24 protein-coding genes are annotated in these 24375 nt (G+C 63.4%); 12 read left to right on the top strand and 12 right to left on the bottom strand.

Annotation, left to right across the window (positions count from 1 at the left end):
* Window positions 1-60 precede the first annotated feature (60 nt).
* The 4 genes from AC0NIH_RS28680 to AC0NIH_RS28665 form a co-directional block, all read right to left on the bottom strand.
* On the bottom strand, window positions 61-1164 hold the full coding sequence (locus AC0NIH_RS28680; RefSeq protein ID WP_473464018.1) for an alcohol dehydrogenase family protein: 1104 nt from the start codon (window positions 1162-1164) through the stop codon (window positions 61-63).
* 9 nt (window positions 1165-1173) lie between these two features.
* Window positions 1174-2553, bottom strand: a complete 1380-nt coding sequence (locus AC0NIH_RS28675) for an aminotransferase (RefSeq protein WP_473464020.1) — start codon at window positions 2551-2553, stop codon at window positions 1174-1176.
* 98 nt (window positions 2554-2651) lie between these two features.
* Window positions 2652-4145 (bottom strand): NAD-dependent succinate-semialdehyde dehydrogenase, encoded by a 1494-nt coding sequence (locus AC0NIH_RS28670; protein WP_473464023.1) that lies wholly within the window; start codon window positions 4143-4145, stop codon window positions 2652-2654.
* A gap of 129 nt (window positions 4146-4274) precedes the next feature.
* Entirely contained in the window at window positions 4275-4766 is a 492-nt protein-coding gene (locus tag AC0NIH_RS28665) for an Lrp/AsnC family transcriptional regulator (protein WP_041165110.1), read from the bottom strand.
* Between the two features lie 83 nt (window positions 4767-4849).
* Here AC0NIH_RS28665 and ehuR point away from each other — a divergent pair, with 83 nt between their 5' ends.
* From ehuR to AC0NIH_RS28605, 12 genes are all read left to right on the top strand, one after another.
* Window positions 4850-6235: a MocR-like ectoine utilization transcription factor EhuR gene (ehuR, locus tag AC0NIH_RS28660; RefSeq protein ID WP_473464025.1), complete on the top strand. Its 1386-nt coding sequence runs from the start codon at window positions 4850-4852 to the stop codon at window positions 6233-6235.
* Window positions 6236-6415: 180 nt separating this feature from the next.
* Window positions 6416-7207 carry an ectoine/hydroxyectoine ABC transporter ATP-binding protein EhuA gene (gene ehuA, locus AC0NIH_RS28655; RefSeq protein ID WP_473464028.1) on the top strand — a complete coding sequence of 264 codons (792 nt, stop codon included), beginning with the start codon at window positions 6416-6418 and terminating at the stop codon, window positions 7205-7207.
* Between the two features lie 101 nt (window positions 7208-7308).
* Window positions 7309-8160: an ectoine/hydroxyectoine ABC transporter substrate-binding protein EhuB gene (ehuB, locus tag AC0NIH_RS28650; protein ID WP_023777129.1), complete on the top strand. Its 852-nt coding sequence runs from the start codon at window positions 7309-7311 to the stop codon at window positions 8158-8160.
* A gap of 166 nt (window positions 8161-8326) precedes the next feature.
* Complete coding sequence (gene ehuC, locus AC0NIH_RS28645; protein ID WP_140572843.1) at window positions 8327-8986, top strand: ectoine/hydroxyectoine ABC transporter permease subunit EhuC; 660 nt, start codon at window positions 8327-8329, stop codon at window positions 8984-8986.
* A 33-nt stretch (window positions 8987-9019) separates the two neighbouring features.
* Window positions 9020-9679: an ectoine/hydroxyectoine ABC transporter permease subunit EhuD gene (ehuD, locus tag AC0NIH_RS28640; protein WP_013896966.1), complete on the top strand. Its 660-nt coding sequence runs from the start codon at window positions 9020-9022 to the stop codon at window positions 9677-9679.
* Window positions 9680-9682: 3 nt separating this feature from the next.
* Window positions 9683-10462, top strand: a complete 780-nt coding sequence (gene eutA, locus AC0NIH_RS28635; protein ID WP_473464032.1) for an ectoine utilization protein EutA — start codon at window positions 9683-9685, stop codon at window positions 10460-10462.
* A 5-nt stretch (window positions 10463-10467) separates the two neighbouring features.
* A complete protein-coding gene (gene eutB / locus AC0NIH_RS28630; RefSeq protein WP_473464035.1) occupies window positions 10468-11454 on the top strand; it encodes a hydroxyectoine utilization dehydratase EutB in 987 nt (328 codons plus the stop codon).
* Window positions 11451-12443: an ectoine utilization protein EutC gene (gene eutC, locus AC0NIH_RS28625; RefSeq protein ID WP_473464038.1), complete on the top strand. Its 993-nt coding sequence runs from the start codon at window positions 11451-11453 to the stop codon at window positions 12441-12443. Before eutB ends, eutC begins: the two co-directional genes overlap by 4 nt.
* Before the next feature lie 138 nt (window positions 12444-12581).
* On the top strand, window positions 12582-13760 hold the full coding sequence (doeA, locus tag AC0NIH_RS28620; RefSeq protein ID WP_473464041.1) for an ectoine hydrolase DoeA: 1179 nt from the start codon (window positions 12582-12584) through the stop codon (window positions 13758-13760).
* A gap of 5 nt (window positions 13761-13765) precedes the next feature.
* On the top strand, window positions 13766-14767 hold the full coding sequence (gene doeB / locus AC0NIH_RS28615; RefSeq protein ID WP_473464043.1) for a N(2)-acetyl-L-2,4-diaminobutanoate deacetylase DoeB: 1002 nt from the start codon (window positions 13766-13768) through the stop codon (window positions 14765-14767).
* 286 nt (window positions 14768-15053) lie between these two features.
* Window positions 15054-16172 carry an acyltransferase family protein gene (locus AC0NIH_RS28610; RefSeq protein ID WP_473464046.1) on the top strand — a complete coding sequence of 373 codons (1119 nt, stop codon included), beginning with the start codon at window positions 15054-15056 and terminating at the stop codon, window positions 16170-16172.
* Between the two features lie 127 nt (window positions 16173-16299).
* On the top strand, window positions 16300-16980 hold the full coding sequence (locus AC0NIH_RS28605) for a GntR family transcriptional regulator (protein WP_352710220.1): 681 nt from the start codon (window positions 16300-16302) through the stop codon (window positions 16978-16980).
* A 22-nt stretch (window positions 16981-17002) separates the two neighbouring features.
* Here the strand turns inward: AC0NIH_RS28605 and AC0NIH_RS28600 are convergent, their stop codons facing one another.
* The 8 genes from AC0NIH_RS28600 to AC0NIH_RS28565 form a co-directional block, all read right to left on the bottom strand.
* Window positions 17003-17455 (bottom strand): MaoC/PaaZ C-terminal domain-containing protein, encoded by a 453-nt coding sequence (locus tag AC0NIH_RS28600; protein WP_352710221.1) that lies wholly within the window; start codon window positions 17453-17455, stop codon window positions 17003-17005.
* The gene (locus AC0NIH_RS28595; RefSeq protein WP_473464049.1) at window positions 17455-18531 is read right to left on the bottom strand and encodes a Gfo/Idh/MocA family protein; all 1077 of its coding nucleotides are present in this window, start codon (window positions 18529-18531) and stop codon (window positions 17455-17457) included. The genes AC0NIH_RS28600 and AC0NIH_RS28595 overlap by 1 nt, the downstream gene beginning before the upstream one ends.
* The gene (locus AC0NIH_RS28590) at window positions 18524-18853 is read right to left on the bottom strand and encodes an L-rhamnose mutarotase (RefSeq protein WP_473464051.1); all 330 of its coding nucleotides are present in this window, start codon (window positions 18851-18853) and stop codon (window positions 18524-18526) included. The genes AC0NIH_RS28595 and AC0NIH_RS28590 overlap by 8 nt, the downstream gene beginning before the upstream one ends.
* 10 nt (window positions 18854-18863) lie before the next feature.
* Window positions 18864-19976 (bottom strand): mandelate racemase/muconate lactonizing enzyme family protein, encoded by a 1113-nt coding sequence (locus AC0NIH_RS28585; protein WP_473464054.1) that lies wholly within the window; start codon window positions 19974-19976, stop codon window positions 18864-18866.
* A 3-nt stretch (window positions 19977-19979) separates the two neighbouring features.
* Window positions 19980-21077 carry an ABC transporter ATP-binding protein gene (locus AC0NIH_RS28580; RefSeq protein WP_473464056.1) on the bottom strand — a complete coding sequence of 366 codons (1098 nt, stop codon included), beginning with the start codon at window positions 21075-21077 and terminating at the stop codon, window positions 19980-19982.
* 4 nt (window positions 21078-21081) lie between these two features.
* A complete protein-coding gene (locus AC0NIH_RS28575; protein WP_224685970.1) occupies window positions 21082-21948 on the bottom strand; it encodes a carbohydrate ABC transporter permease in 867 nt (288 codons plus the stop codon).
* A gap of 2 nt (window positions 21949-21950) precedes the next feature.
* On the bottom strand, window positions 21951-22847 hold the full coding sequence (locus AC0NIH_RS28570; protein WP_224729338.1) for a carbohydrate ABC transporter permease: 897 nt from the start codon (window positions 22845-22847) through the stop codon (window positions 21951-21953).
* Between the two features lie 148 nt (window positions 22848-22995).
* On the bottom strand, window positions 22996-24315 hold the full coding sequence (locus AC0NIH_RS28565) for an ABC transporter substrate-binding protein (RefSeq protein WP_473464060.1): 1320 nt from the start codon (window positions 24313-24315) through the stop codon (window positions 22996-22998).
* Window positions 24316-24375: the final 60 nt, after the last annotated feature.

Raw genomic sequence — 24375 nt, 5'->3', positions numbered from 1 at the left:
CATTCCCGTTATGGCAGCGGTGGGAGGACGGCAGAAGCGAGGATGCCCGGATTTCGGGAACTACGTCGATCGCTCCGCGACCGCGTCGGGCACCACCACCAGCTTGCCGACGAAATCCTTGGCGATGAAATCGGCCTGCGCGCGATGGAAATCGGACAGCCTGTAGACGCCGCCGACCAGCGGCCGGATTTTTTTCGCCTCGATATATCCGACGATGCGGCGAAAATCGGCGCGCGTGCCCTGGCTCGAGCCGTGCAGTTGCAGCTGCTTGAGGTACATGGTCCTGAGATCGAGCTGCACGACCGGACCGGCGATCGCGCCTGCGGTGGTATAGCGCCCCTCGGGCCTCAGGATGCGCAGCAGGTCGTTGAAGATCGCGCCGCCGACGAGGTCGGCCACCACGTCGATCGGCTTGCCGCCGGTCGCCTCGGCCACGGCTTGCGGCAGGTTGGCGACGCCACGGGTGATGACGGCCTCGGCGCCGATGTCGCGCACCGCCTGCTCCTTGCCTTTGCCGACGACGGCATAGGGGATGGCGCCGCGCGCCCGTGCCAACTGCACGATGCCGGAGCCGACGCCGCCCGAGGCGCCCGTGACCAGCACGCGCTCGCCGGCTTTCAGGCCGGCGCGTTCCAGCATCTGTTCGCCGGTAAGGTAGGCGCAGCAGAAGGTGGCGAGTTCGACATCGCTCATCTCCGTATCGACGACATGCGCATTTTCGGCCGGCACGGTCTGGTATTCGGCGTAACCGCCATCGCGGCCGTGTCCCATATAGTCGATGTCGGCCAGTGAATCGTCGTCGCGGTTGTAGATGGAAAAATCGACCATCACCCGTTCACCGACACGATCCGGCGAGACGCCTTCGCCGACGGCAGCGATGGTGCCCACCGTGTCGGTGCCCTGGACGCGCGGAAAGGTCAGCGTGTTGCCCTGGCGCCGCCAGGTCGACACGGCGGCGGCGTCCTCTTCCGTGCCATAGGCGCCCTGGCGCACCCAGACATCGGTGTTGTTCATCCCGCAGGCGCTGACTTTCACCAGCACTTCGCCGGGGGCAGGCGCGGGCACTTTCACATCGGTGCGGTAGACGAGCTTTTCCGGTCCGCCGTGCCCGGTGAGCAGCACGGCGGCCATGGTGGCGGGAAGGGTTCTGGTCATGGCATTCATGGGTCGATTTCAGAGATTGGCAAAAACGCTGTTCACCGCATCGGCGGTCCTGGAGACGACGACGTCGGCTTCATCGCGGGTCAGGCAGAGCGGCGGCGCAAAACCGAGAATATCGCCCTGTGGCATCGCACGGCCGATGACACCGCTGGCGGCAAGTGCCGTTGCCACCTGCGGACCGATTTTCCGCGAGACGTCGAAGAACACCCGGTCGTCCTTGTCGGCGACGAACTCGACCGCCGCCAGCATGCCGTCGCCGCGCACGTCGCCGACATTTTTGTGGCCGCCGACGGCCTTGGCCAGTTCGGCACGGAAATAGGCGCCGGTCTCGCGGGCATTCGTCACCAGATCCATCTCGTCGATCAGTTCGAGATTGGCGACGCCGGCGGCAACGCAGATCGGATGCGCCGAATAGGTCCAGCCATGGCCGAGCGAACCGAGCTTGTCGGAACCCTGCACCAGCACCTGCCACATCTTGTCGGCGACGATGACGCCCGACAGCGGCGCATAGGCCGAGGTCAAGCCCTTGGCGATGGTGATCAGGTCGGGCTTGATGCCGTAATGGTCGGAACCGAACATGGTGCCCAGCCGGCCGAAGCCCGTCACCACTTCATCCGCGACCAGAAGCACGTCGTACTTTTTCAGCACGGCCTGGATCTTTTCCCAATAGCCGGCGGGCGGCGGCACGATGCCGCCGGTGCCGAGGATCGGCTCGCCGATGAAAGCGGCGACGGTCTCGGGGCCTTCGGCCAGGATCATTTCCTCGAGCTTGTCGGCGCAATGTTGCGAGAACTGCTCCTCGCTCATCGAGCGGTCGGCGCGGCGGAAGTAATAGGGCGCCTCGGTGTGCAGGATCGGCGCGCGCGGCAGGTCGAAGGCGTTGTGGAAGAGATCAAGCCCGGTCAGCGATCCGGTCATCACGCCCGAGCCGTGATAACCACGCCAGCGCGAGATGATCTTCTTCTTCTCCGGCCGGCCAAGCACATTGTTGTAGTACCAGATCAGCTTGATGTTGGTTTCGTTGGCGTCCGAACCGGAGAGGCCGAAATAGACCCTCGACATGCCCTTGGGCGAGCGGTCGATGATCATCTTGGACAGCGTGATCGAGGCCTCGGTGCCGTGCCCGACATAGGCATGGTAGTAGGCGAGGTTCCTGGCCTGGGTGGCGATGGCATCGGCGATCTTCTGGCGGCCATAGCCGACATTGACGCAATAGAGGCCGGCGAAGGCGTCGATGCTCTTCCTGCCATTGTTGTCCCAGACGGTGACCCCTTCGCCGCCGGCCATGATGCGCGTCGGCGATTCGCCCCGCGCGTGCGTGCCCATATGCGTCGAGGGATGGAAGAAGTGATCGCGATCCCAGGCGGCGAGTTCGTTGGACTGATCGAGCATTTTTTGACTCCTTAAGGGATGGCTGGACGCGACTTAAGATGTGTTGAGATTCAGGCCAGGCCATTTGCAGGACGGCATCACCTGAATATCGATACGTCTTATGCGACGTCCAGGCAGAGATATTTCAGATCGGTGAAAGCTTCGAGCCCGTGGCGCGAGCCCTCGCGGCCGATACCGGATTGCTTGACGCCGCCGAACGGGATCGGCGCGCCGGTAATCTTGACGCGGTTGACGGCAATCATGCCGTAGTCGAGCGCGCGGCCCATGCGTTGCTGGCGGCCGCCGTTCTCGGTCACGACATAGGCGACGAGGCCGTATTCGGTGGCATTGGCGCGGGCGATCACCTCGTCCTCGCTGTCGAAAGGTGTGACGGCGGCAACCGGGCCGAAGGTTTCCTCGCGCATGATCAGCGCCTCGTCGGGCACATCGGCCAGCAATGTCGGCTGGTAGAACAGCGGCCCGGCCTGATGCCGCTTGCCGCCGACAAGGCAGCGCGCGCCGTGGGCGATGGCATCGGCGACCTGCTCCTCGACCTTGGTGACGGCGCGCTCATGCATCAGCGGCCCGATGTCGGTTTCCTGAGTAAGGCCGTTGCCGGTCCGCAATGTTTCGATGCGCCTGGCGAAGGCGGCGCAGAAGCGATCATGGATCGGGCGCTGGACATAGATGCGGTTCGCGGCCAGGCAATCCTGACCCGAAGTGGCGAATTTGGCGTCGATGGCGATGCTCACCGCCTTGTCCAGATCGGCATCGGCAAAGACGATCAGCGGCGCGTGGCCGCCAAGCTCCATCACCAGGCGCTTCATCGTCGGTGCACTCTGTGCGGCGATCAGCCTGCCGATCTCGGTCGAACCGGTGAAGCTCATGGCGCGAACGCGTGGATCCTCGCACATGCGGCCGACAATCGTCGCGGCCTTGCCGGTGATGATGTTGAAGACGCCGGCGGGCAGGCCGGCGCGCTCGCCGAGTTCCGCCAGCGCCAGCGCCGACAGCGGCGTCTCCGAGGACGGATGCGCAACGATTGTGCAGCCGGCGGCCAGTGCCGCCGCCGCCTTGCGGGTCAGCATGGCCGACGGGAAATTCCACGGCGTCACCACACCGACGACACCGAGCGGTTCACGCCGCACCATCATTTCCGCGTTCGGCAGATGGCTTGTGACGCTCTCGGCGTTGAGGCGTTTTGCTTCCTCGGCGTACCACTCGACGAAGGAGGCGGCATAGTCGATTTCACCAATCGACTCCCGCAGCGGCTTGCCCTGTTCCAGCGTCATCAGCAGGGCAAGATCGTCTTTCGCGGCGATGATCAGCTCGAACCATTTCCGCAGGATTTTCGAGCGCTCTTGCGGCAGCAGCGCCCGCCAGGCCGGAAAAGCGCGCGCCGCGGCATCGATCGCTTTTGTCGTCTGGCGCGCGTCAAGCGCGGCCACGAAAGCGACGGTGGTGCCGGTGGCCGGATCGGTGACTTCGAAGCTTTCAGCGGCCTCGCTTGCCGTCCAGTGGCCGTCGACATAGGCGAGCTCGCGCAGCAGCCGGCGGTCGGCAAGGCGGTCGAGCGCTTCATGGCGATGCGAGCGGGCAAAATGCGCGGACATGGTCGAAGCCTCCCGGTTCGGTCTGATGCGAGGAGATTATCGATCGCGGGCAGACAGAGAGGCTGTTTGGGCGCATGCTGATAGAGAGAGTCTCTCTATTGCGACGGTCGGGCAGACGATCTCTCCGCGCTACGGCGATGCCGGCAAAAGGTCGGCTATCGGAAGCGCGATCTCGTCCTTCACCGTCTTGATGACGATATAGGTGAAGTAGCGATCGATGCCGATCTCGCGATCGAGCAGGCCATCGACTAGCCGCTGATAGGCGTCGATGTCGCGCGCCATCACCTTCAGCACGTAATCGACGCCGCCCCCTACCGACCAGCAGGCGACGATCTCGGGGATGTCACGGACGACGCGTTCGAAGCGGTCGAAATCGGCCTGTCGATGGCTGGCCAGCGTCACCTCCATCAGCACGGTCGCGACGGGCGCCACGACACGCATGGCGATTCGGGCATGGTAGCCCGAGACGATGCCCGCCTTCTCCAGCTTGCGCAGCCGCATCCAGCATGGCGTCGGCGACAGGCCGACCTGCTCGGCCAGCGCCAGCTTGGTGATGCGGCCGTCGCGCTGGATGGCGTCGAGGATTTTGAGATCGATCGCGTCGAGTTTCGCAGCAGTCATCACGGCCCACTTTTTCGTCGCCAGTACCATGACGGCGCATTATTTCGATTGTCAATTGCACTGATTTCGATCTCTAATAAGTCATGACATTGTGGCAACCCGATCCCACGCTCATCCGGCGGCCGGCCTATCAGTCGCTGGCCGACCAGTTCGCGCGCGCCATTCATGACGGACGCCTAGCCAATGGCTCCCGGCTGCCGACGCATCGCCGGCTGGCCGACGATCTAAAGCTCTCGGTGCAGACGGTCAGCCGCGCCTATGAGGAATTGATCCGGCGCGGCCTGATCTCGGGCGAGATCGGCCGTGGCAGTTTCGTCCAGACGCAGCGCCGAGAACCGGAGCCGCCCTATCTGCCCGAACGCCTGGGCGAGGTCATCGACCTTTCGATCCTGAAGCCGGTCTGCGAGCCGATGCATCTGGAGCGGCTGAAGCAGGCGCTGGGATGGCTGGCCGAGAACCTGCCGTCGAGTTCGGCGCTGTCGTTCCGGCCCAACATGGTGTTTCCACGTCACCGGGCCGTGGCGGTCGAATGGCTGAAGCTGTGCGGCCTCGATGCCTCGCCACAGAACATCAGCCTGACCAATGGCGCTACCGCCGGCATGACCGTGGCGCTGATGAGCGTTGCGCCGCCGGGCTCGACGGTTGCCACGGAGGCGATCGGCCACCACACGCTGGTGCCGCTGGCGCGCTATCTCGGCTTCAACCTCGAAGGCCTGCCCATCGACGGCAATGGCCTGATTCCCGAAGCGCTGGACGAAGCCTGTCGGCTCTCCGACATCCGCGCGGTGTTCGTGCAGCCCTCGGTGATCAACCCGACGGCGACCCTGATGGACGCGCGGCGGCGCGAAGAGATCGCGGCGGTCGCCCGCAAGCACGACATCGCCATCATCGAGAATGATGTGCTGGGTCCGCTGGTCGAGGATCGGCCGCCGCCGGTCGCCGCTTTCGCCCCGGAACGCACGCTTTACGTCACCTCCTTCACCAAGATCACCGTGCCCGGCCTGCGCATCGGCTATCTCGCCGCGCCCGACCGCTATGTCGCCGCCGTTGCCAACCGGCATCTGGTGTCGAACTGGATGGCGACGCCGCTGGTGGCCGAGATCGCCACCAAATGGGTGACCGACGGCACGGCGATTGAGCTCGTCCGCTGGCAGCGTGCGGCGTTGCGGCGGCGGCTGGATATCGCGGCGGAGGTGCTAGCCGGGGTCAAATATCGTGCCCGGCATGACGGGCTGCACATCTGGCTGGAACTGCCGGCCGATCGGGCCGAGGAAAGCTTTGTCGCCCAGGCGCGGCTGCGAGGCGTGGCGATTGCGCCGGGTACATCCTTCCGCATTTCGGATGCGCCGTGGCATCCGGCGGTTCGCATCTCACTGGGTTCGACCACGGAAGGGGAACTGCGCGCCGGCCTCGGCGTTGTCACAAAGCTGCTGCTTGGCGATCCGGAGCATCTGCTGCTTGCAATCTGAGCACGTCGCCCAAAAAGGGCGAGCCGTTTTGGCACGATGACGTGCACCAAAATCAGCCTCGACTGACCGGAAAACATGCGCAATCGGAATAATTGTCATGATATTATTTTCCTGATTGACATGATTTGGCGCGTTCCGCATCGTTAGGGGCACAGGCTTCTCCAACACGGGGAAATTCATTTGTCCGCATCCATACCCATCATCAAGGTCGATGCCATTTCGAAGAGCTTCGGCACCTTCAAGGTGCTGGACGGCCTGTCGATGCAGGTCATGCCGCGCGAGAAGCTGGCGCTGATCGGGCCTTCCGGCTCGGGCAAGACGACGATCCTGCGCATCCTGATGACCCTGGAACGCATCGACGGCGGCCACATCCAGATCGAGGGCGAACAACTCTACCACATGGAACGCAACGGTCAGCTGCTGCCCGCCGACGAACGGCATCTGACCCGGATGCGCCAGAAGATCGGCATGGTCTTCCAGCTCTTCAACCTGTTTCCGCACAAGAGCGTCATCGACAATGTGACGCTGGCGCCGAGGCTGACCAAGGGCACGCCGCGTGCCGCCGCCGAGAAGCGGGCGATGGAACTGCTCGATATGGTCGGCATGGCCGACAAGGCCAAGGCCATGCCGGCACAACTGTCCGGCGGCCAGAAGCAGCGTGTGGCGATCGCCCGCGCACTCGCTTTGCAGCCGAAGATCATGCTGTTCGACGAAGTGACGTCGGCGCTTGATCCGGAACTGGTCGAGGAGGTGCTCAACGTCCTGTGGCGGCTCTGCGCCGAGACCGACATGACGATGCTTCTGGTTACGCACGAAATGGGTTTCGCCCACGATTTCGCCGACCGGGTGCTGTTCTTCGATCGCGGCAGAATAGTCGAGGAGGGCAAGCCCGATGAGATTTTCCGCCATCCCAAACAGGAGCGCACGCAAGGCTTCCTGAAGAAGATCATCGCGGCCGGACATCGCGTCTGACCGTTATGCCCGGGACTGTGAAGCCGTCCCGAAATCAACCAGAAACCGGCGGCGCTGCTGCCGCAGCCAAACCAAGAAAACGAAACAAGGAGTTGGGAACAATGAAGAAACTTGGCATTCTGGCCGGCGTCGCCGGCCTTGCGCTGACCGCGGTGCTGGCGGCCTCGACCGCGGGTTCAGCCGACGATAGCAAGCTCGAGCAGCTCAAGTCGCAGGGCTTCGCCCGTGTCGCCATCGCCAATGAGCCGCCCTATACGGCCGTCGCCGCCGATGGCAAGGTTTCGGGTGCCGCGCCCGACGTGGCGCGCGAGATCTTCAAGCGTCTCGGCGTTGGCGACATCGTCGCCTCGATCTCGGAATATGGCGCCATGATCCCCGGCCTGCAGGCCGGCCGCTTCGATGTCGTCACCGCTGGTCTGTTCATGAAGCCGGAGCGCTGCGCCGCGGTCGCCTATTCCGAGCCGGTGCTGTGCGACGCCGAAGCGATGCTGGTGAAGAAAGGCAATCCGAAAGGCTTCAAGAGCTACGAAGACGTCGCCAAGGACACGTCCGCAACGATCGGCGCTCCCGGTGGCGGCACCGAAGAGAAGCTGGCGCTCAACGCTGGTGTGCCGCGCGAACGCGTCATTGTCGTCCCGGATGGCCAGAGCGGCCTGAAGATGGTGCAGGACGGCCGCATCGACGCTTATTCGCTGCCGGTTCTGTCGATCAACGACCTGATGAAGAAAGCCAACGATCCTAGCCTCGAAGTCATCGCGCCGGTGCAGGGTGCTCCGGTCTATTGCGATGGCGCCGCCTTCAAGAAGGGTGACGAGGCGCTGCGCGATGCCTTCGACGTCGAGCTCGCCAAGATGAAGAAGTCGGGCGAATTCGCCAAGATCATCGAGCCCTATGGCTTCTCGGCCGCGGCCGCGATGTCGACGACACGCGACAAGCTCTGCGCGGCGAAGTAGGGCGCACTTTTTCCTTCTCCCCGTCCACGGGGAGAAGGTGGCCTGAAGTGACGGATGAGGGGCGGCGCCATGCCTTCGTAAGTTCGCGCTGCCCCTCATCTGCCTGCCGGCATCTTCTCCCCGTGAAACAGGGAGAAGGAAGCTAACCGCTAACGTTGGAACCCTAATGACCCAGTGGTCCGGCTATTTCGGCCTGATATTGCAGGGAGCGCTTGTCACCATCGAGCTGACGCTGATGGGGTCGGTGCTTGCCCTGGTCATGGCCTTTCTTGCCGGCCTTGGGCGGCTGTCACGCTTCTTTGCGCTGCGCGCACTGGCCACCGCCTATATCGAATTCTTTCGCGGCACCTCGATCTTCGTGCAGTTGTTCTTCGCTTATTTCGTGCTGCCGCTGGTGGGTTTCGAACTGACCCCGCTGCAGGCGGGCGTGCTGGCGCTCGGCCTGAATGTCGGCGCCTATGCCGCCGAAGTTGTGCGCGGCGCCGTACAGTCGATCGGCCGCGAACAGCATGAGGCCTGCATCGCGCTCAATCTCGGCCGCTGGCAAGGCTTGCGCCACGTTATCCTGCCCCAGGCGTTTCTGGTGATGCTGCCGACCTTCGGCAACAACGCCATCGAACTGCTCAAGGCCACATCGGTCGTCTCGCTGATCTCGCTTGCCGACCTGACCTTCCAGGCGCAGGTGGTGCGCGCCCAGACCGGCAACACAATGGTGCCCTTCACCACCATCCTGATTATCTATTTCATCCTGGCGCTGCTCATTTCGTGGGGCGTGCGCTCGCTGGAGCGCCGCATGGCGCGCGGTCTCGACGGAGTGCGCGTCTGATGGCCGGGGTTCGCTGATGGCCGGGGTTTTCTGATGGAATGGGATTGGGATTTTGTCCGGCAGATCCTGCCGACGCTGATCCAGGGGGTGAAGATCACCATCCTTGCGACGCTGCTCGGCTCGGTGCTGGCGGCGATCGTCGGGCTCGGCATCGCGCTGGCGCGCCGCTCGCCCAACAAGGCATTGTCCCGCACCGTCGGTTGGGCGGCCGAATTCATCCGCGGCACGCCGCTTCTCGTGCAACTCTACTTCATCTTCTACGTGCTGCCTGACATCGGCATCCTGCTGCCGCCGCTCGTCGCCGGTGTCATCGGGCTCGGGCTGCACTACGGCACCTACACGGCCGAGGTCTACCGCGCCGGCATCGACAATGTACCGCGTGGCCAGTGGGAGGCCGCCAAGGCGTGCAATCTCAGCGGCAGGCAGACCTGGAGCCATATCATCATTCCGCAGGCCATCCCGCCGATGATCCCGGCACTGGCCAACTATTTCATCGCCATGTTCAAGGAAACGCCGCTCCTGTCGGCGATCACCGTGCTGGAACTGATGAACCAGGCGAAAAGCGTCGCCAACACCTACTATCGCTATATCGAGCCGATCACGCTGGTTGGCGCTTTCTTCCTCGCCATCAGTCTTTGCTCGGTTATCTTGCTGCGCTGGCTGGAACGTCGCTACGGCAAGATCGAGAGATAATTGATGAAGCCCTTACCCGAGATCAAGGTCGCGCCCAACCGGCCGGCGCTCGAAGACCGTCCGATGGCGCGCCGCGTCGGTCTCATCATCCTGGCCACGGATCACACCAGTGAGCCGGATTTTCGCCGCATGGTGGCGAGCGAGCGCATCGGCGTCTATGTCGCGCGCATTCCCTACGCCAATCCGACAACGCCGGAGAACCTGCGCAAGATGCAGCCGGCGCTGACGGCGGGCGCGGCATTGATCCTGCCCGACGAGCCGCTGGACGCCATCTGCTATTCCTGCACCTCGGCCTCGGTGGTGATCGGTGATGCCGAGATCGAGGTGGCGATCCAGGCCGCCAAGCCCGGCGTTCCCATCGTCACGCCGCCAATGGCTGGCGTGCGCGGGCTGCACGCGTTCGGCGCGCGCCGGATCAGTATCCTCACGCCCTACACGGTCGAAACCTCCAGGCCCATGGCGGCTTATTTCGCCGCCCGTGGCTTCGAGATCGCCAGCTTCACCTGTCTCGGTTTCGAGGACGATCGTGAGATGGCGCGCATCGCACCGGCAACGCTTGTCGAACTCGCGCGCGAAGCGACGCACGCGCGGGCGGACGCACTGTTCGTCTCCTGCACGGCGCTACGCGGTGCGCTCGCGGTCACCGGCATGGAACAGGCGATCGGCCGCCCAGTGGTGACCAGCAACCAGGCGAGTGCCTGGAACTGCCTGCGCCTTTGCGGTGATGAGACAGCCCATCCCGAATTCGGCCGTCTGATGACGCTGCCCTTGCCCCGCGATTGACGATCATGGCGACAGTCACTCTTGCAGATATCCGTGCCGCGCGTGAGCGCATTGCCGGCAAGGTCGAGCGCACCGCGACCGTGCGTTCGCCGGGTCTCTCCGAGCAACTGGGTGTGCCGGTTCACCTCAAGCTCGAGCACCGCCAGACCACCGGCAGCTTCAAGCTGCGCGGCGCCTCGAATGCTGTCGCTTCGCTAAGTGCCGAGGAGAAAGCGCGTGGCGTCGTCGCGGCCTCGACCGGCAATCATGGCCGCGCGCTGGCGCATGCAGCGAAGCTCGAAGGCATGCGCGCGGTGATCTGCATGTCACGGCTGGTGCCCGGCAACAAGCTCGACGAAATCCGCCGGCTTGGCGCGGAGATCCGCATCATCGGCAACAGCCAGGACGACGCCCAGCAGGAGGTCGAGCGGCTGGTGGCGCAAGAGGGCCTGGTCATGCTGCCGCCCTTCGACCATCCCGCGATCATCGCCGGGCAAGGCGCGCTCGGGCTGGAGATGATCGAGCAGGTTCCGGATGCCGCTCTCGTCCTCGTACAGCTCTCCGGTGGCGGCCTGGCCTCGGGCATCGCCGCGGCCGTCAAGGGAGTCAGCCCCGGTACGAAAGTGATCGGTGTTTCGATGGCACGCGGCGCGGCGATGAAGGCGAGCCTCGATGCCGGCCGGCCGGTGCCGGTGGAGGAATTGCCGACGCTGGCGGACTCGCTCGGCGGCGGCATCGGCCTCGACAACCGGCTGACCTTCGCCATGTGCCGCGACCTGCTCGACGATGTGATTTTGCTTGGCGAAGACGAAATCGCCGAGGGCATCCGCCATGCCTATGCGCGGGAGCGTGAGATCGTCGAAGGCGCCGGCGCGGTCGGTATCGCTGCTCTGCTCGCCGGCAAGGTCAAGGCGGACGGGCCGGTGCTTGTTCTGCTTTCGGGCCGCAACATCGACATGGACACGCACCGCAAGATCATCTGCGGCGACGCAATGGTGGAGCGCGCCGCATGAGCCGCATGACGATCCTCACCGAGAAAGAGCTGCGCCAGATCGTGACGCTGGATCTCGACGCCGTCGCCTGCGTCGAGAATGCTTTTCGCGCGCTCGCCACCTTGCCGGTGGCGATGCCGCCGATCCTGCGCCTCGACATCCCCGAGCATCGCGGCGAGGTCGACGTGAAGACCGCCTATGTGCCCGGCATTGACGGCTTCGCCATCAAGATCAGCCCCGGTTTCTTCGACAATCCGAAGCTCGGCCTGCCCTCCGTCAACGGCATGATGGTGCTGCTGTCGGCCAGGACCGGTCTGGTCGAAGCGCTCCTGCTCGACAATGGCTATCTCACCGATGTCCGCACGGCAGCCGCCGGCGCGGTCGCGGCCAGGCATCTGTCGCGTCCCGATGCATCTGTCGCCGCGATCTTCGGCGCCGGCGTGCAAGCCGGACTGCAACTTGAAGCGCTCAAGCTCGTGCGGCCGATCACCGAGGCGCGCATCTGGGCGCGCGATGCCGCCAAGGCAGTGGCGACCGCGGCCGCCTTTAGTGAGAAACTCGGCATTGTCGTTCGTGCCGAACCCGACCCGGCCGAGGCCGCTGCCGGCGCCGACATCATCGTCACCACCACGCCCTCGACCGAGCCGTTGATCAAGGCCGGCTTCGTTTCCGCCGGCCAGCACATCACCGCCATGGGTTCGGACGCCGAGCACAAGAACGAGATCGCCCCGGCGATCCTGCGTATGGCCGATCTCTATGTCGCCGACAGCGCGCCCCAGACACGGCGGCTTGGCGAACTCCACCATGCCATCGCGGCGGGCGTGATGGCCGCCGATGCCGAGGTGACCGAGCTTGGCCAGATCATCGCCGGCGCAATGCATGGCCGTCGCTCAGCCAGCGACATCACCATTGCCGACCTGACCGGCACCGGCGTGCAGGACACGGCGATCGCCACGCTCGCCCGCGACCGGGCGCGGACGGCCAAATCCGGCACCATTTTCGAAAGCTGATGCTGGCCGCAGGAGCATGGATCCGGAAAAGCGGAAGCCGGTTCTCCGAGAAGATCGTGCTCGAACAAAAAGTTACCTAGAGCCGGATTCAACGACGTTGAAACAGGCTCCAGGCCCAACAAACGAGGATCAAGAACAATGCAACCAAACCTGAAATTCTCGCGCGGCGAATTTGCGGAACGCCTCGCCAAGACCCGGAAAGCCATGGAGGCAAAGGGCGTCGATCTCTTGATCGTCAGCGACCCGTCCAACATGGCCTGGCTGACAGGCTACGACGGCTGGTCGTTCTATGTGCATCAGGCTGTCATCGTGCCGCCATCTGGCGAGCCTGTCTGGTATGGTCGCGGCCAGGATGCCAATGGCGCCAAGCGCACCGCCTATCTCGCCCATGACAACATCGTCGGCTATGCCGACCACTACGTTCAGTCGACCGAGCGGCACCCAATGGATTTCCTGTCCAGCGTGTTGGCCGATCGCGGCTGGGGCAAGCTCACCATCGGCGTCGAGATGGACAATTACTGGTTCTCCGCCGCCGCCTTTGCCGCGCTGCAGAAGCATCTGCCCAATGCCCGCTTCGTCGACGCCACCGCCCTGGTCAACTGGCAGCGCGCGGTGAAGAGTTCGCCCGAGATCGCCTATATGCGCAAGGCCGCACGCATCGTCGAAGCCATGCACCACCGCATTGTCGACAAGATAGAAGTCGGCATGCGCAAATGCGATCTCGTTGCCGAGATCTATGATGCCGGCACGCGCGGTGTCGACGGTATTGGCGGCGACTATCCGGCTATCGTACCTTTGCTGCCGTCGGGCGCTGACGCCTCGGCGCCGCATCTGACCTGGGACGATCAGCCGATGAAGCGAGGCGAGGGCACCTTCTTCGAGATCGCCGGCTGCTACAACCGCTATCACTGCCCGTTGTCGCGCACCGTCTTCCTCGGCAAGCCGACGCAGGAATTCCTCGATGCCGAGAAGGCGACGCTGGAAGGTATGGAAGCCGGCCTCGCTGCCGCCAGGCCCGGCAATGCCTGCGAGGACATCGCCAATGCCTTCTTCGCCGTCCTGAAGAAATACGGCATCGTCAAAGATAATCGCACCGGCTACTCGATCGGTCTTTCCTATCCGCCGGACTGGGGCGAACGCACCATGAGCCTGCGCCCTGGCGACCGCACCGAGCTCAAGCCCGGCATGACCTTCCATTTCATGACCGGCCTCTGGCTTGAAACGATGGGACTGGAGATCACCGAATCCATCCTGATCACCGAAACCGGTGTAGAGTGCCTGGCCAATGTGCCGCGCAAGCTGGTGGTGAAGGATTGAAACCGATGTCCAGTCTTCGCCCTTCTCCGATCGCGCCGACCGTCGATTTCGATCGCGACGGCGTCCAGCATGGCTTTCTGCGCCTGCCCTACAGCCGCGACGATTCGGCCTGGGGTTCGGTGATGATCCCGATCTGCGTCATCCGCCACGGCAATGGACCGACGGCCCTGCTGACCGGCGGCAACCATGGCGACGAATATGAGGGTCCGCTGGCGCTCTACGATCTCGCCAGGACGCTCGACCCGAAAACCGTCAGCGGCACGGTGATCATCGTGCCGGCGATGAATTATCCGGCCTTCCGCGCCGGCACCCGCACGTCGCCGATCGACAAGGGGAACATGAACCGCAGCTTTCCCGGCCGGCCGGACGGCACGGTGACCGAGAAGATCGCCGACTATTTTCAACGGGAGCTGCTTCCTCGCGCGGACATCGTCTTCGACTTTCATTCCGGCGGCAAGACGCTCGATTTCGCGCCATTTTGCGCCGCGCACACTCTGCCCGACAAGGCGCTGGAGCAGAAAGCTTTCGACGCGGTGGCGGCGTTTTCCGCCCCCTTCTCGATGCGCATGATCGAGATCGATGCCGTCGGCATGTACGACACAGCGGCCGAGGAGATGGGCAAGGTCTTCGTCAGCACCGAGCTTGGCGGCGGCGGCACCTCGCGCGCACAAACCGTGCGCATCGCGCGACGCGGCGTCCTCAATGTGCTGCGTCACGCCGGCATTGTCGATGGTGCGGTCGAGAAGAGCCAAACACAGTGGTTGGACATGCCCTCGGGCGATTGCTTCTCCTTCGCCGAGGACGACGGCATGGTCGAAACCATGGTCGATCTCGGCGAGCCCGTGGAGAAGGGGGCCGTGCTGGCCCGCATCCATCCCGTTGGCCGCACCGGTGTCGCCCCGCAGGAGATCAGGGCGAAGATGTCCGGCATGCTGGCGGCGCGGCATTTTCCCGGGCTGGTCAAGGCCGGCGACTGCGCCGCCGTTGTGGCCGTGCGCGTCGATTGAGCAAAGCGATTGTGCTCGGACAGCATGTAGACCGCGACGGTCCGCACATTGCGGGAAGCCCCGGCTGAAGAGCCGTCGTACATCGACGATTTCGGTCGGCGGCCATCCGGTCGCCGATCTGTGTCGGGATTAAATTTTCCCAGCAAGTAGAAGTCTAAATTAACGAGAGGCTGGCAAGATAGGAGGCGTGGGCGAGGTATACTTGCTGCGGTGCCGTTGCTGGCTCAGGTACAGGCGAGGCAATGCGGCGACGATCGTCCAGGGCGCAGGGCGGTTGGTCTGAATCATGAAGTCTTCGACTGGAGAACATTATCCGGCGCTGGACCATATTCGCGGTCTGGCGGCTTTTCTGGTCTTCACCTGGCATTTTCTTCACCAGTCTCCCGATGGCCCGGTCCCCTATGGCTTTGTGCCGGCTCTGCCAATCTTCAGCCTTCTGGATGAAGGGATCACCGGCGTTTCGCTGTTCATGGCGCTCTCCGGCTACCTGTTCGCCAAGCTTCTTGATGGAAAACAAGTCAGCTACCTGCCCTTCTTTGCCAACCGGGCGCTGAGGCTGCTTCCGCTTCTGCTGGCCGTAATAGCCATCGAGGCTTGCCGTAGGGATCTCGCAGGTCAGCCTCCGGGCGAGTACTTCACCCGTGTCGGAAAAGGGTTGATTTTTCCCACCCTTCCGAATGGCGGCTGGTCGATAACAGTGGAAGCCCACTTCTACATTTTGCTGCCGTTCCTGCTGATGACGTCCAGGCGGTTTCCGTTCGCACCCTTGCTGTTCATCGCGGCAGCGATTTTGCTGAGGTGGGCGCTCTATGTGCACATCGGCGAGGTGCAGTCGGCGGCAGCCTGGACCATCATAGGCCACGTGGACCAGTTTTTGGCCGGCATTCTTGCTTTTCACCTCCGCGCCTATGCGAAGGATCGGCACTGGCTGGCGCTAGCCGTTCTCGTCGCATTCTCGGTCTTCTTCTGGCGGTTCGATGCCGCCGGCGGATTTTATCAGTTGGAGCATTATCCGTCGCCGCATCCGATATGGATCATCCTGCCGACCCTGGAGGCCGCGGCCTATGCTTTCGGCATCGCCTATTACGACACCAGCTTTTCGAGGAAGCGCACAAGCCTGCCGTTCAAGATCCTTGAGAAGGCCGGGGCCTACAGCTATTCGATCTATCTCCTGCATCTGTTTTTCGTCATGCAACTGGCGGCGTTTATAAACACGAACGTCATGAACATAAGCAATTTCTATGTTGCTTGCCTCTGGTCCGGCCTGTGCTTCATGGCGACGATTCCGATCGGCTATCTCAGCTACACCTGCATCGAAGCGCCGTTCCTGCGCATGCGCATGCGGTATGCGGAGCCAGCAGGCGCTGTACCGACCCCGGCCAGTGGGCGACCCGCCGCGGCATAGGCGCGCGCCACGATGCCGCTTCCGAAGCAACGGCGAGGCCAGGCTGGCTGTCCTGTACACAAGGATACTTATATCCGCAAAAGTGGTTTTCCATTAGGCTGGATATCGGATGAAGCGGGAGCATCGTTTGCGCGGATTTGTGGAAGGCCTGATCGAGAGACCGCAGACGGTGGCGGAGCAGGTAGCCAATGTCCTGCGCGAAGCCATAGCCAGCGGATCCCTGAAGGCGGGCACCGCGCTGCGCCAGGACGATCTGGCCGAACGGTTCGGCTTCAGCCGCATGCCGATCCGTGATGCCCTTCGCCAGTTGGAGGCCGAGGGCATCGTGTCCATTCACCCGACCAAGGGCGCGCATGTGGCCCGAATGGACAGTGCCGAAATCACAGAGATCTACGCGGTGCGCGAATTGCTCGAATGCGAGGCGCTCCAGCTCGCTGTTCCCGTCCTGTCGGGCGACAAGCTCGATGAGGCCGGGCAAGCACTCGACCAGATCGATGCAGAGCGCAATGTCGGCAGATGGGGGGCGCTCAACCGGACGTTTCACCTGGCTCTCTATGATGCCTGCGGCAACCGGCGTTTGCTCGGCCTGATCGAAGCGCACCACAATGCGGCCGATCGCTATGTCCGCATCCTGTTGTCGAACCTCGATTATCGCAACCGCTCGCAGGCAGAACACCGCGACCTGCTGGCCGCCTGCAGGCATCGCGACGGCAACAAGGCCGTGGGCATTCTGAGCCAGCATCTTCGCGAAGGCAGCGAAACGCTCGTCAACGCGATAGAGGGCGGCGGTATGTCGCGAGAGTCCTAGCGCACAGGAAGCGGCTTGGGTTTCAGCCCTGTGCCGGCTTGCGTTCGACGATGTAGATATGGTCGGCGGCCAGCACCACTTCATCGCGTTGGTTGATGACTTCGCAGCGCTCGATCACCCGTCCTGAGCCCGGCCTCTTTGGGTCGTTCTCTTTGGCAGCGATGGTGGTGCGCGTGCGGATCGTGTCGCCGATGAACACCGGCTTGATGAAGCGCAGGCGGTCATATCCATAGGAAAAGGCGACCGGATTGATGACGGTTGCCGTCAGCCCGATGCCGACCGAGAACACCAGCGTGCCATGCGCGATGCGCTGGCCGAACGGCGTCGTCTTCATGAACTCGGCATCCATGTGGTGCGGAAAGAAATCGCCTGTATGCCCGGCATGGACGATGAAGTCGGTCTCGGTGATGGTGCGGCCGCTGGTGATGCGCGAGGCGCCGATCTCGTAGTCCTCGAAATACTGGATCTGTTCCATCAGGGTCTTTCCGCAATCGGCGTTGCCGGCGCTGCGCTCGAACGGTAGGCCGCTTCGACCAGCGCCATGGTGCTCCAGGCGTCCTCGACCGAGCTGACCAATTCGTCGTCTTCGCCTGCGGCAAAACGCTGGACATTGGCCATGCGCCCGACGAAGGCGTCGGGGAACCACTCGCCGGCGAGCGGCACCGCGACCCAGTCCGTTCCGCCCCTGGGGTAAATCTCCAGAACGTCCGGCTCGCCCCGGGGATAATCGAGGTTGAGGCCGAGCTTGAGATAGGCCGCACCCTCGGTGCCGCAGATGCGGAATTCGCAGGCCTGGTGCCGGCGGCCGAATTTGTGATCGTGGTTGATCGACAGCGCACACCGCACCGTATCGCCATAGTCCAGAATGGCGCTGGTGCGCGTCTGCGCCACCTTATGGTTGGGGTGGCCGAGCGTCTTGGCGTGGACACCTCTGGGATCGCCGAGCACTTGCCGGATCAGGTCGAGATAGTGGATCGAATGCATGGCGATCTCGACGCGCGGCGCCTTGAGCAGGAACTCCCAAAGCTCCCACGGCGTCGCCAGCGCCAGCCAGGCATCGAAATCGACGATCTCGCCGAGCCAGCCCTTGGCGATGGCATCCTTCAGCGCCAGCATCATCGGCGCGAAGCGGAGCTGGAAATTCACCGCCGCCTTGAGCTTCTTGGCGCGACAGATTTCGAGGATCTCGGTTGCCTCGCCGAGATAGTTGCCCATCGGCTTCTGGATCAATGCGATCGCACCATCGGGCAGGGCTTCCAGAATCTCGGCATGCCGCCCCGGCGGTGTCGCCAGATCGAAAACCGCGTCGTTGATGGCTGCGGCTTCTTCCACTGAACGGAACGCTTTCACATCCCATTTCTCGGCCAGAGCTCGCGCTTTGTCCTGGTCCTGATCGTAGAGGCCGGCGACTGGAAAGCCGGCCTTCCTGTAGGCCGGGAAATGTGCGTCGCCGACGATCGATCCCGCGCCGAAGGTGACGATTGGCCAAGGCTTCGACGGCTTTGGCCAGGACTGGACGAGTGAGGCAGGGTCGAAACCGCCTTCAGTCATGATGGAAGACCTCATCCATGGAAGCCCACCACTCGCCTTCCTTGCGGGTCGCCAGCGGCTCCTGGCATGGCATGCAGACGGCCCACCATTCCTGCGTCTTCGGGTCGGCCGCCATCCTGGCCATGTCGGCGGCATAGTCGGTGCCGTGGTATTCGAAATAGGAAAACAGCAGGTTCTCCGGCCGCTTCAGGTAGATCGAGTAATTCTTGATGTTGCAGGCCGAGATCATGGTCAGCACGTCGGGCCAGACAGCGGCATGGAGGCGGACATACTCCTCGACCTTTTCCGGCTTCAGTCCCAGAACCATCCCCATCCGCTGCATATCAGTTCCCCTATTTGGTGATCGCCGTGGTGAATTCGGCGATGCTCATGGTCTTGACCGCGTCCCAGTCCCAATCGATGCCAATGCCTGGCTCGTCGGGTGCCAGCGCATGCCCATCCTCGATGCGCATGCGCTTGCCGGTCAACTCATCGAGCTGCGGAATGTACTCGACATATCGGCCGTTCTGAACAGCGCAGGTCAGGCTGACATGCAATTCCATCAGGAAATGCGGGCACACCGGAATGTCGAAGGCTTCCGCCGCATGGGCGATCTTGAGCCAGGGTGTGATGCCGCCGATGCGGCCGACATCGACCTGCACGATCGAGCAAGCGCCCTTCTGCATATATTCACGGAAATGGCGGATGGAGTAGAGCGACTCGCCGATGGCGATCGGCGTCGGCGTCGAGTTCGACAGCCGCACATGGCCGTCGATATCGTCGGCCGGCAGTGGCTCCTCGATCCAGGCGAGATCAAGCTCGCGCAGCCTTGCCGCGCGGCGGATCGCCTCGTCGACCGAGAACCCCTGATTGGCGTCGGTCATGATCTCGTAGCCGTCGCCAACCGCCTTGCGCACTGCCGACAGGCGGGCAAGATCCTCCGACCCGTGCGGCCTGCCGATCTTCACCTTCGAACCGCGAAATCCCCTAGCCTTGGCGGCCAGTGCGTCGTCGACCAGCGCCTGCGTCTCGATGTGCAGCCAGCCGCCTTCGGTCGTGTAGAGCGGGCAGCGGTCCTTGGCTCCGCCGGCGAGCTTCCACAGCGGCAGGTTCTGCTTCTTCGCCCTGAGGTCCCACAGCGCCGTGTCGATCGCCGCAATGGCGATGGCGGTGATCGCGCCAATGGTGGTGGCGTGCGTGGCGAATTCGAGATCGTGCCAGATCGCCTCGATCATGTCGGGGTCGCGGCCGATCAGCCGTGGCGCCAGATGGTCCGAGAGAAGCCGCATCACCGACGAACCGCCGGTGCCGATCGTGTAGCTGTAACCAGTGCCGACCGCGCCGTCGGAATCGGTGATGGTGACGATCGGCGTTTCCTGGCTGACGAAACTCTGGATCGCGTCGGTGCGCTTGACCTTGGGCACAAGGTCCACCATCCGCAGCTCTATCTTTTCGATTCTAGCCATCGGTCAGCTCCGCAATGTCTTTCCGGTCTCGGTGGCAAACAGATGCGCCTGCGACATGTCGAGGCTCATGGCCACTCGCTCGCCCGGCTTGAGCGGTCGCGGATTCAGCATGCGCGACACCCAGTCGCTGCCGTTGAATTCTACGAACACGAGCGTCTCATTGCCGAGCGGCTCGGTGACCGTGATCGGCAATTCGATCTGGTGGACGTCGGCCGCACTGCCGGAGCTGATACCATGTCCCGTCGGATAGATGTCGTCAGGCCGCAGCCCGAACACGACCTTGTCGCCGGTGGCGACATTGGCCTTGAACTGGCCGGGCAAAGGCAGCTTTTCGCCGCTGGAAAAAACCAACTGTCCGCCGTCGATCGTCGCCTCATGCAGGTTCATCGGCGGCGACCCTATGAAGCCGGCAACGAACCGCGTCGCCGGCCGTCGGAAAACTTCATCCGGCGTGCCGACCTGTTCTATATGGCCGTCGCGCATGATGACGATGCGGTCGGCCAGCGTCATCGCCTCGACCTGGTCGTGGGTGACGTAGATCACCGTCGACTGCACCTTGGCATGCAGCTTCTTGATCTCGGTGCGCATCTGAGTCCGGAGCTTGGCGTCGAGATTGGAAAGCGGCTCGTCGAACAGGAACACGTCCGGATCGCGCACGATGGCGCGGCCCATCGCGACGCGCTGGCGCTGGCCGCCGGAGAGTTGCGACGGGCGGCGGTCGAGCAGCGTGTCGAGCCCGAGGATCGCCGAGGCTTCGGCGACACGACGGTCCATGTCCTCCTTGGCCGCACCCGCGATTTTCAGCGAGAAGCCGAGGTTCTCGCGCACGGTCATGTGCGGGTAGAGCGCGTAGGACTGGAACACCATCGAGATGTTGCGCGAGCGCGGCGGCAAATCGTTGACGACGCGCCCGCCGATCTCGATCGAGCCGGCGCTGATCTCTTCGAGCCCGGCGATCATACGCAATGTCGTCGACTTGCCGCAGCCGGAGGGGCCGACCAGCGCGATGAATTCACGGTCGGCGATATCGAGATCGATGCCATGCACGATCCCGACATTGCCGTAGCGCTTGGTCAACTTGCTGAGGGAAACCGTTGCCATGGGATCAGCCTTTTACCGCGCCGGAGGTCAGGCCGCCGACAAGGTGTTTCTGGACGATATAGGTGAGGGTGAGCGCCGGGATGATCATCACCACGGCAAGCGCGCACATGCCGCGCCAGTCGATGGTGAACTCGGCCGTGTAGTCGAGCAGGCCGACCGGCAGCGTCTTGGCGCTGACCGAGCGGGTCAGTTGCGAGGCCAGCGCGAATTCGTTCCAGCAGGTCAGGAAGGCGAAGATCGCGGCCGAAGCGATGCCCGGCCCGGCGAGCGGGAACTCGACCTGCCAGAACGCCTGCCAGCGCGTGCAGCCGTCGATCTGCGCGGCTTCCGCGAGGTCCTTGGGCACCTGGCGGAAGAAGCCGTCGATCAGCCAGATCGTGAACGGCACGTTGAGCGCGACATAGGCAAGGATCAGCCCGAAATGCGTGTCGATGATACCGAGCCGCACATAGAGGAAGAACAGCGGCAGCGACAGCGCGATGCCCGGCACGGTGCGCGTCAGCATCAGGCCGAGGAAGACGCTCGATTTGCCGCGGAAACGATAGCGCGCGAAGGCATAGCCGCCGGCCATGCCGATGGCCACAGCGATCACCGTCGACGTCACCGAGATGATCAGCGAGTTGCGGAAATACTCGATGACCGGGATGCCGCCCTTGCCGATGCCCGAGAACATCGAGACATAGGCGTCGAACGAAATCTCCTGCGGGATCCACACCGGCGGCTTGGCCATGATCTCAACGGTCGGCCGTAGCGACGACAGCACGATCCACAGGCCGGGCAGGCAGATAGTCAGCATCGCCAGGAACAGGCCGATGCGGTAGACGATGCCCATGAGCCGGCGCTTCAGGCGGGCGGAAGAATTCTCGTCCATTCTCACCACTCCGCACCGATCTGCGTGCGCGCCGCGGCGAGCTTGTTGAAGAAATAGACGGTGAAGGCGATCGACAGCAGGATCGAGAAATAGGCCATGGCGTTGGCCATGCCCATACGGCCGTCGCTGTAGGCGGTGCGCGCCACCAGTGTCCAGAGCAGCTCGGTTCGGCCCGCCGGTCCGCCATCGGTCATGATCTTGACGATGTCATAGGCGCGCGCGACGTCGAGCGAGCGGATGGTCATGGCGATATAGGCGAAGGGCATCACGAAAGGCCACGTCACATAGCGGAATGTCTGCCACGGCGTGCAGCCGTCGACACGCGCCGCCTCGATCGGCTCCTTGGGCATGGCGAGCAGGCCGGCCAGGATCAGGATGGCGAAGATCGCCGTCGAGGACCAGATCTCGGCGACCGAAATGGCGATGAAGGCGAGATGGCCCTCGATCAGCCACGGTATGGCGTCCTGCGTGATGCCGAGCGATTGCAAGGCGTTGTTCACCAGGCCGATATTGTCGTTGAACATGAACTTGAACTGGAAGCCGACGAGGATCGGCGAAAACATCATCGGAAACATCATCAGCGTGCGCAGGATGCGTTGGCCACGTGTCGCCTTCTCGACCAGCATGGCGAGACCGAGGCCGAGCAGCATTTCGAGATTGAGCGCGATGGTCAGCAAGAGGACCGTGCGCCCGAACGCCCACCAGAAATCGGTGTTGGACAGGATCGAAAGATAGTTCCTGAAGCCGACGAAGACGAAGAACGTCTCGGGCCGCGTCAGGCGGAAGGGCGTGAAGCTGGAGTAGAGCGAGAGCAGCAACGGCACCACGACGACCGCCGCCAGCACGATCATTGCCGGAAGCAGCAGCAGGAATGGCGCGGATGGCTTGAAGCCCTTCATCAGAATCCTGTGGTGTTTGCTTTGGACGCCCGTTGTTCAGACGCGGGCCGGGAACGGAAAGTCTGTCGTCGATGGTTCAGCGCTCTCGCCGGCGAAGCGCGATCGCCTCCCCCATCCCTGATGGGAGAGGCAGCGTTGGGAGACGGTTCTAGAGCTTGCCGGCGTCCTGGAGGATTTGTGTCGCCTTGGCGGCGGCTTCGTCCAGCGCCTGCTTGGAGGTCTTGTCGCCGAGGATCGCCGCCTGCAGCTCCGGATAGACGGCGTTCGAAATCTCGATCCACTCAGGCGTCTGCGGCACGGCAAAGGCGTGCTTGGCCTCTTCCTGGAAGGCGGAGAGAACCTCCTTCTTATAGGGATCGTTCTCGGCCTGCTTCAGGTCCCAGTCCCAGACCGCGGTGCGGGTCGGCAGCGGGCCGGCGGCGGCCTCGAGCTTCTGGCTATCCTCGTTGGTCAGCCACCAGACGAGCGAAGCGGCGGCTTCCTTGTTCGGGCAGTTTTCGGTCACCGAGAAGCCATGGAAACCGGACCAGCCGGTGCGCTTGCCGGAAGACCCTTTCGGCGCGACTTTCACGCCGACATTGCCAGCGACTTTCGACGACTTCGGATCGTTGAAGAAGCCGGCCCAGCCTGGCCAGTCGAGGTTGATGGCGACGGTGCCCGAGGCAAAGCCCTGGCCGAGATCGTCCCACAGGTAGTTGGTCGTTCCGGCCGGCACGGCCTTGGCCTTGTAGAGGTTGACGAACCAGTCGAGCGCGCGGATGCCGGCCTCGGAGTTGAAGACGGGCTTGCCGTCCTTGTCGAGATATTCGCCACCCTCGGCGACCACCATCTCGTAGAAGCGGCCATTGATCGCCTCTTCCTTGCCGGCGAACTGCGTACCGTAGAAATTGGGCGGGTTGGCAAAGAACTCGGCCTGGTCGGTGACTTCCTTCCAGGTGTCCGGCGGCACCAGGTCATAGCCGTATTTCGCCTTGAACTTGGCCTTGTTGTCGGCGTTCTCGTAGAGGCTCTTCTGGTAGTAGAGCGCCGAAACGTCGAACTGGGCACGCGGCAGCATTTCCAGCTTGCCGTCGATGGTTGCCGCCTTGATCGTCGACGGCACGAAGGCGTCAATCTCTTCCTTCGGCAGCAATTTGCTGAGATCTATGTAGAGGCCGGTATATTGCGGCGCGAAGGAGGAATGGTTCCAGCCGACGCACCAGTTGGTGCTGCCCGAGGCGATGTCGGACTTGAGCTCCTTGTCGATGTCGAAGCCGTTCTTCTTGGTCAGGATGTTGACCTTGGCGCCGGTCGCCTTCTCCCATTCCGGGATCCGCTCATAGAGCTTTTCATATTGCTGACCGCCGATCAGCTTCACGTCGACGGTCACGCCCTCGAATTTGCCGGGCAGGTCGCCGGCAAGGGCGGTGCCTGCGCCGAAAGCAAGCATCAATGCGCCGGCGCACACGCCGGAAAGCAGTCTGTTCATTGGTATCCTCCCTGGGTGCGCCTCAGCGGCGACCGCAACTCGTCTGATGACAACAAGCGC

The sequence above is a fragment of the Mesorhizobium sp. WSM1386 genome (assembly GCF_055901595.1).
The sequence above is the reverse complement of the archived record's forward strand: the minus strand, read 5'-3'. Positions and strand labels throughout refer to the sequence as shown.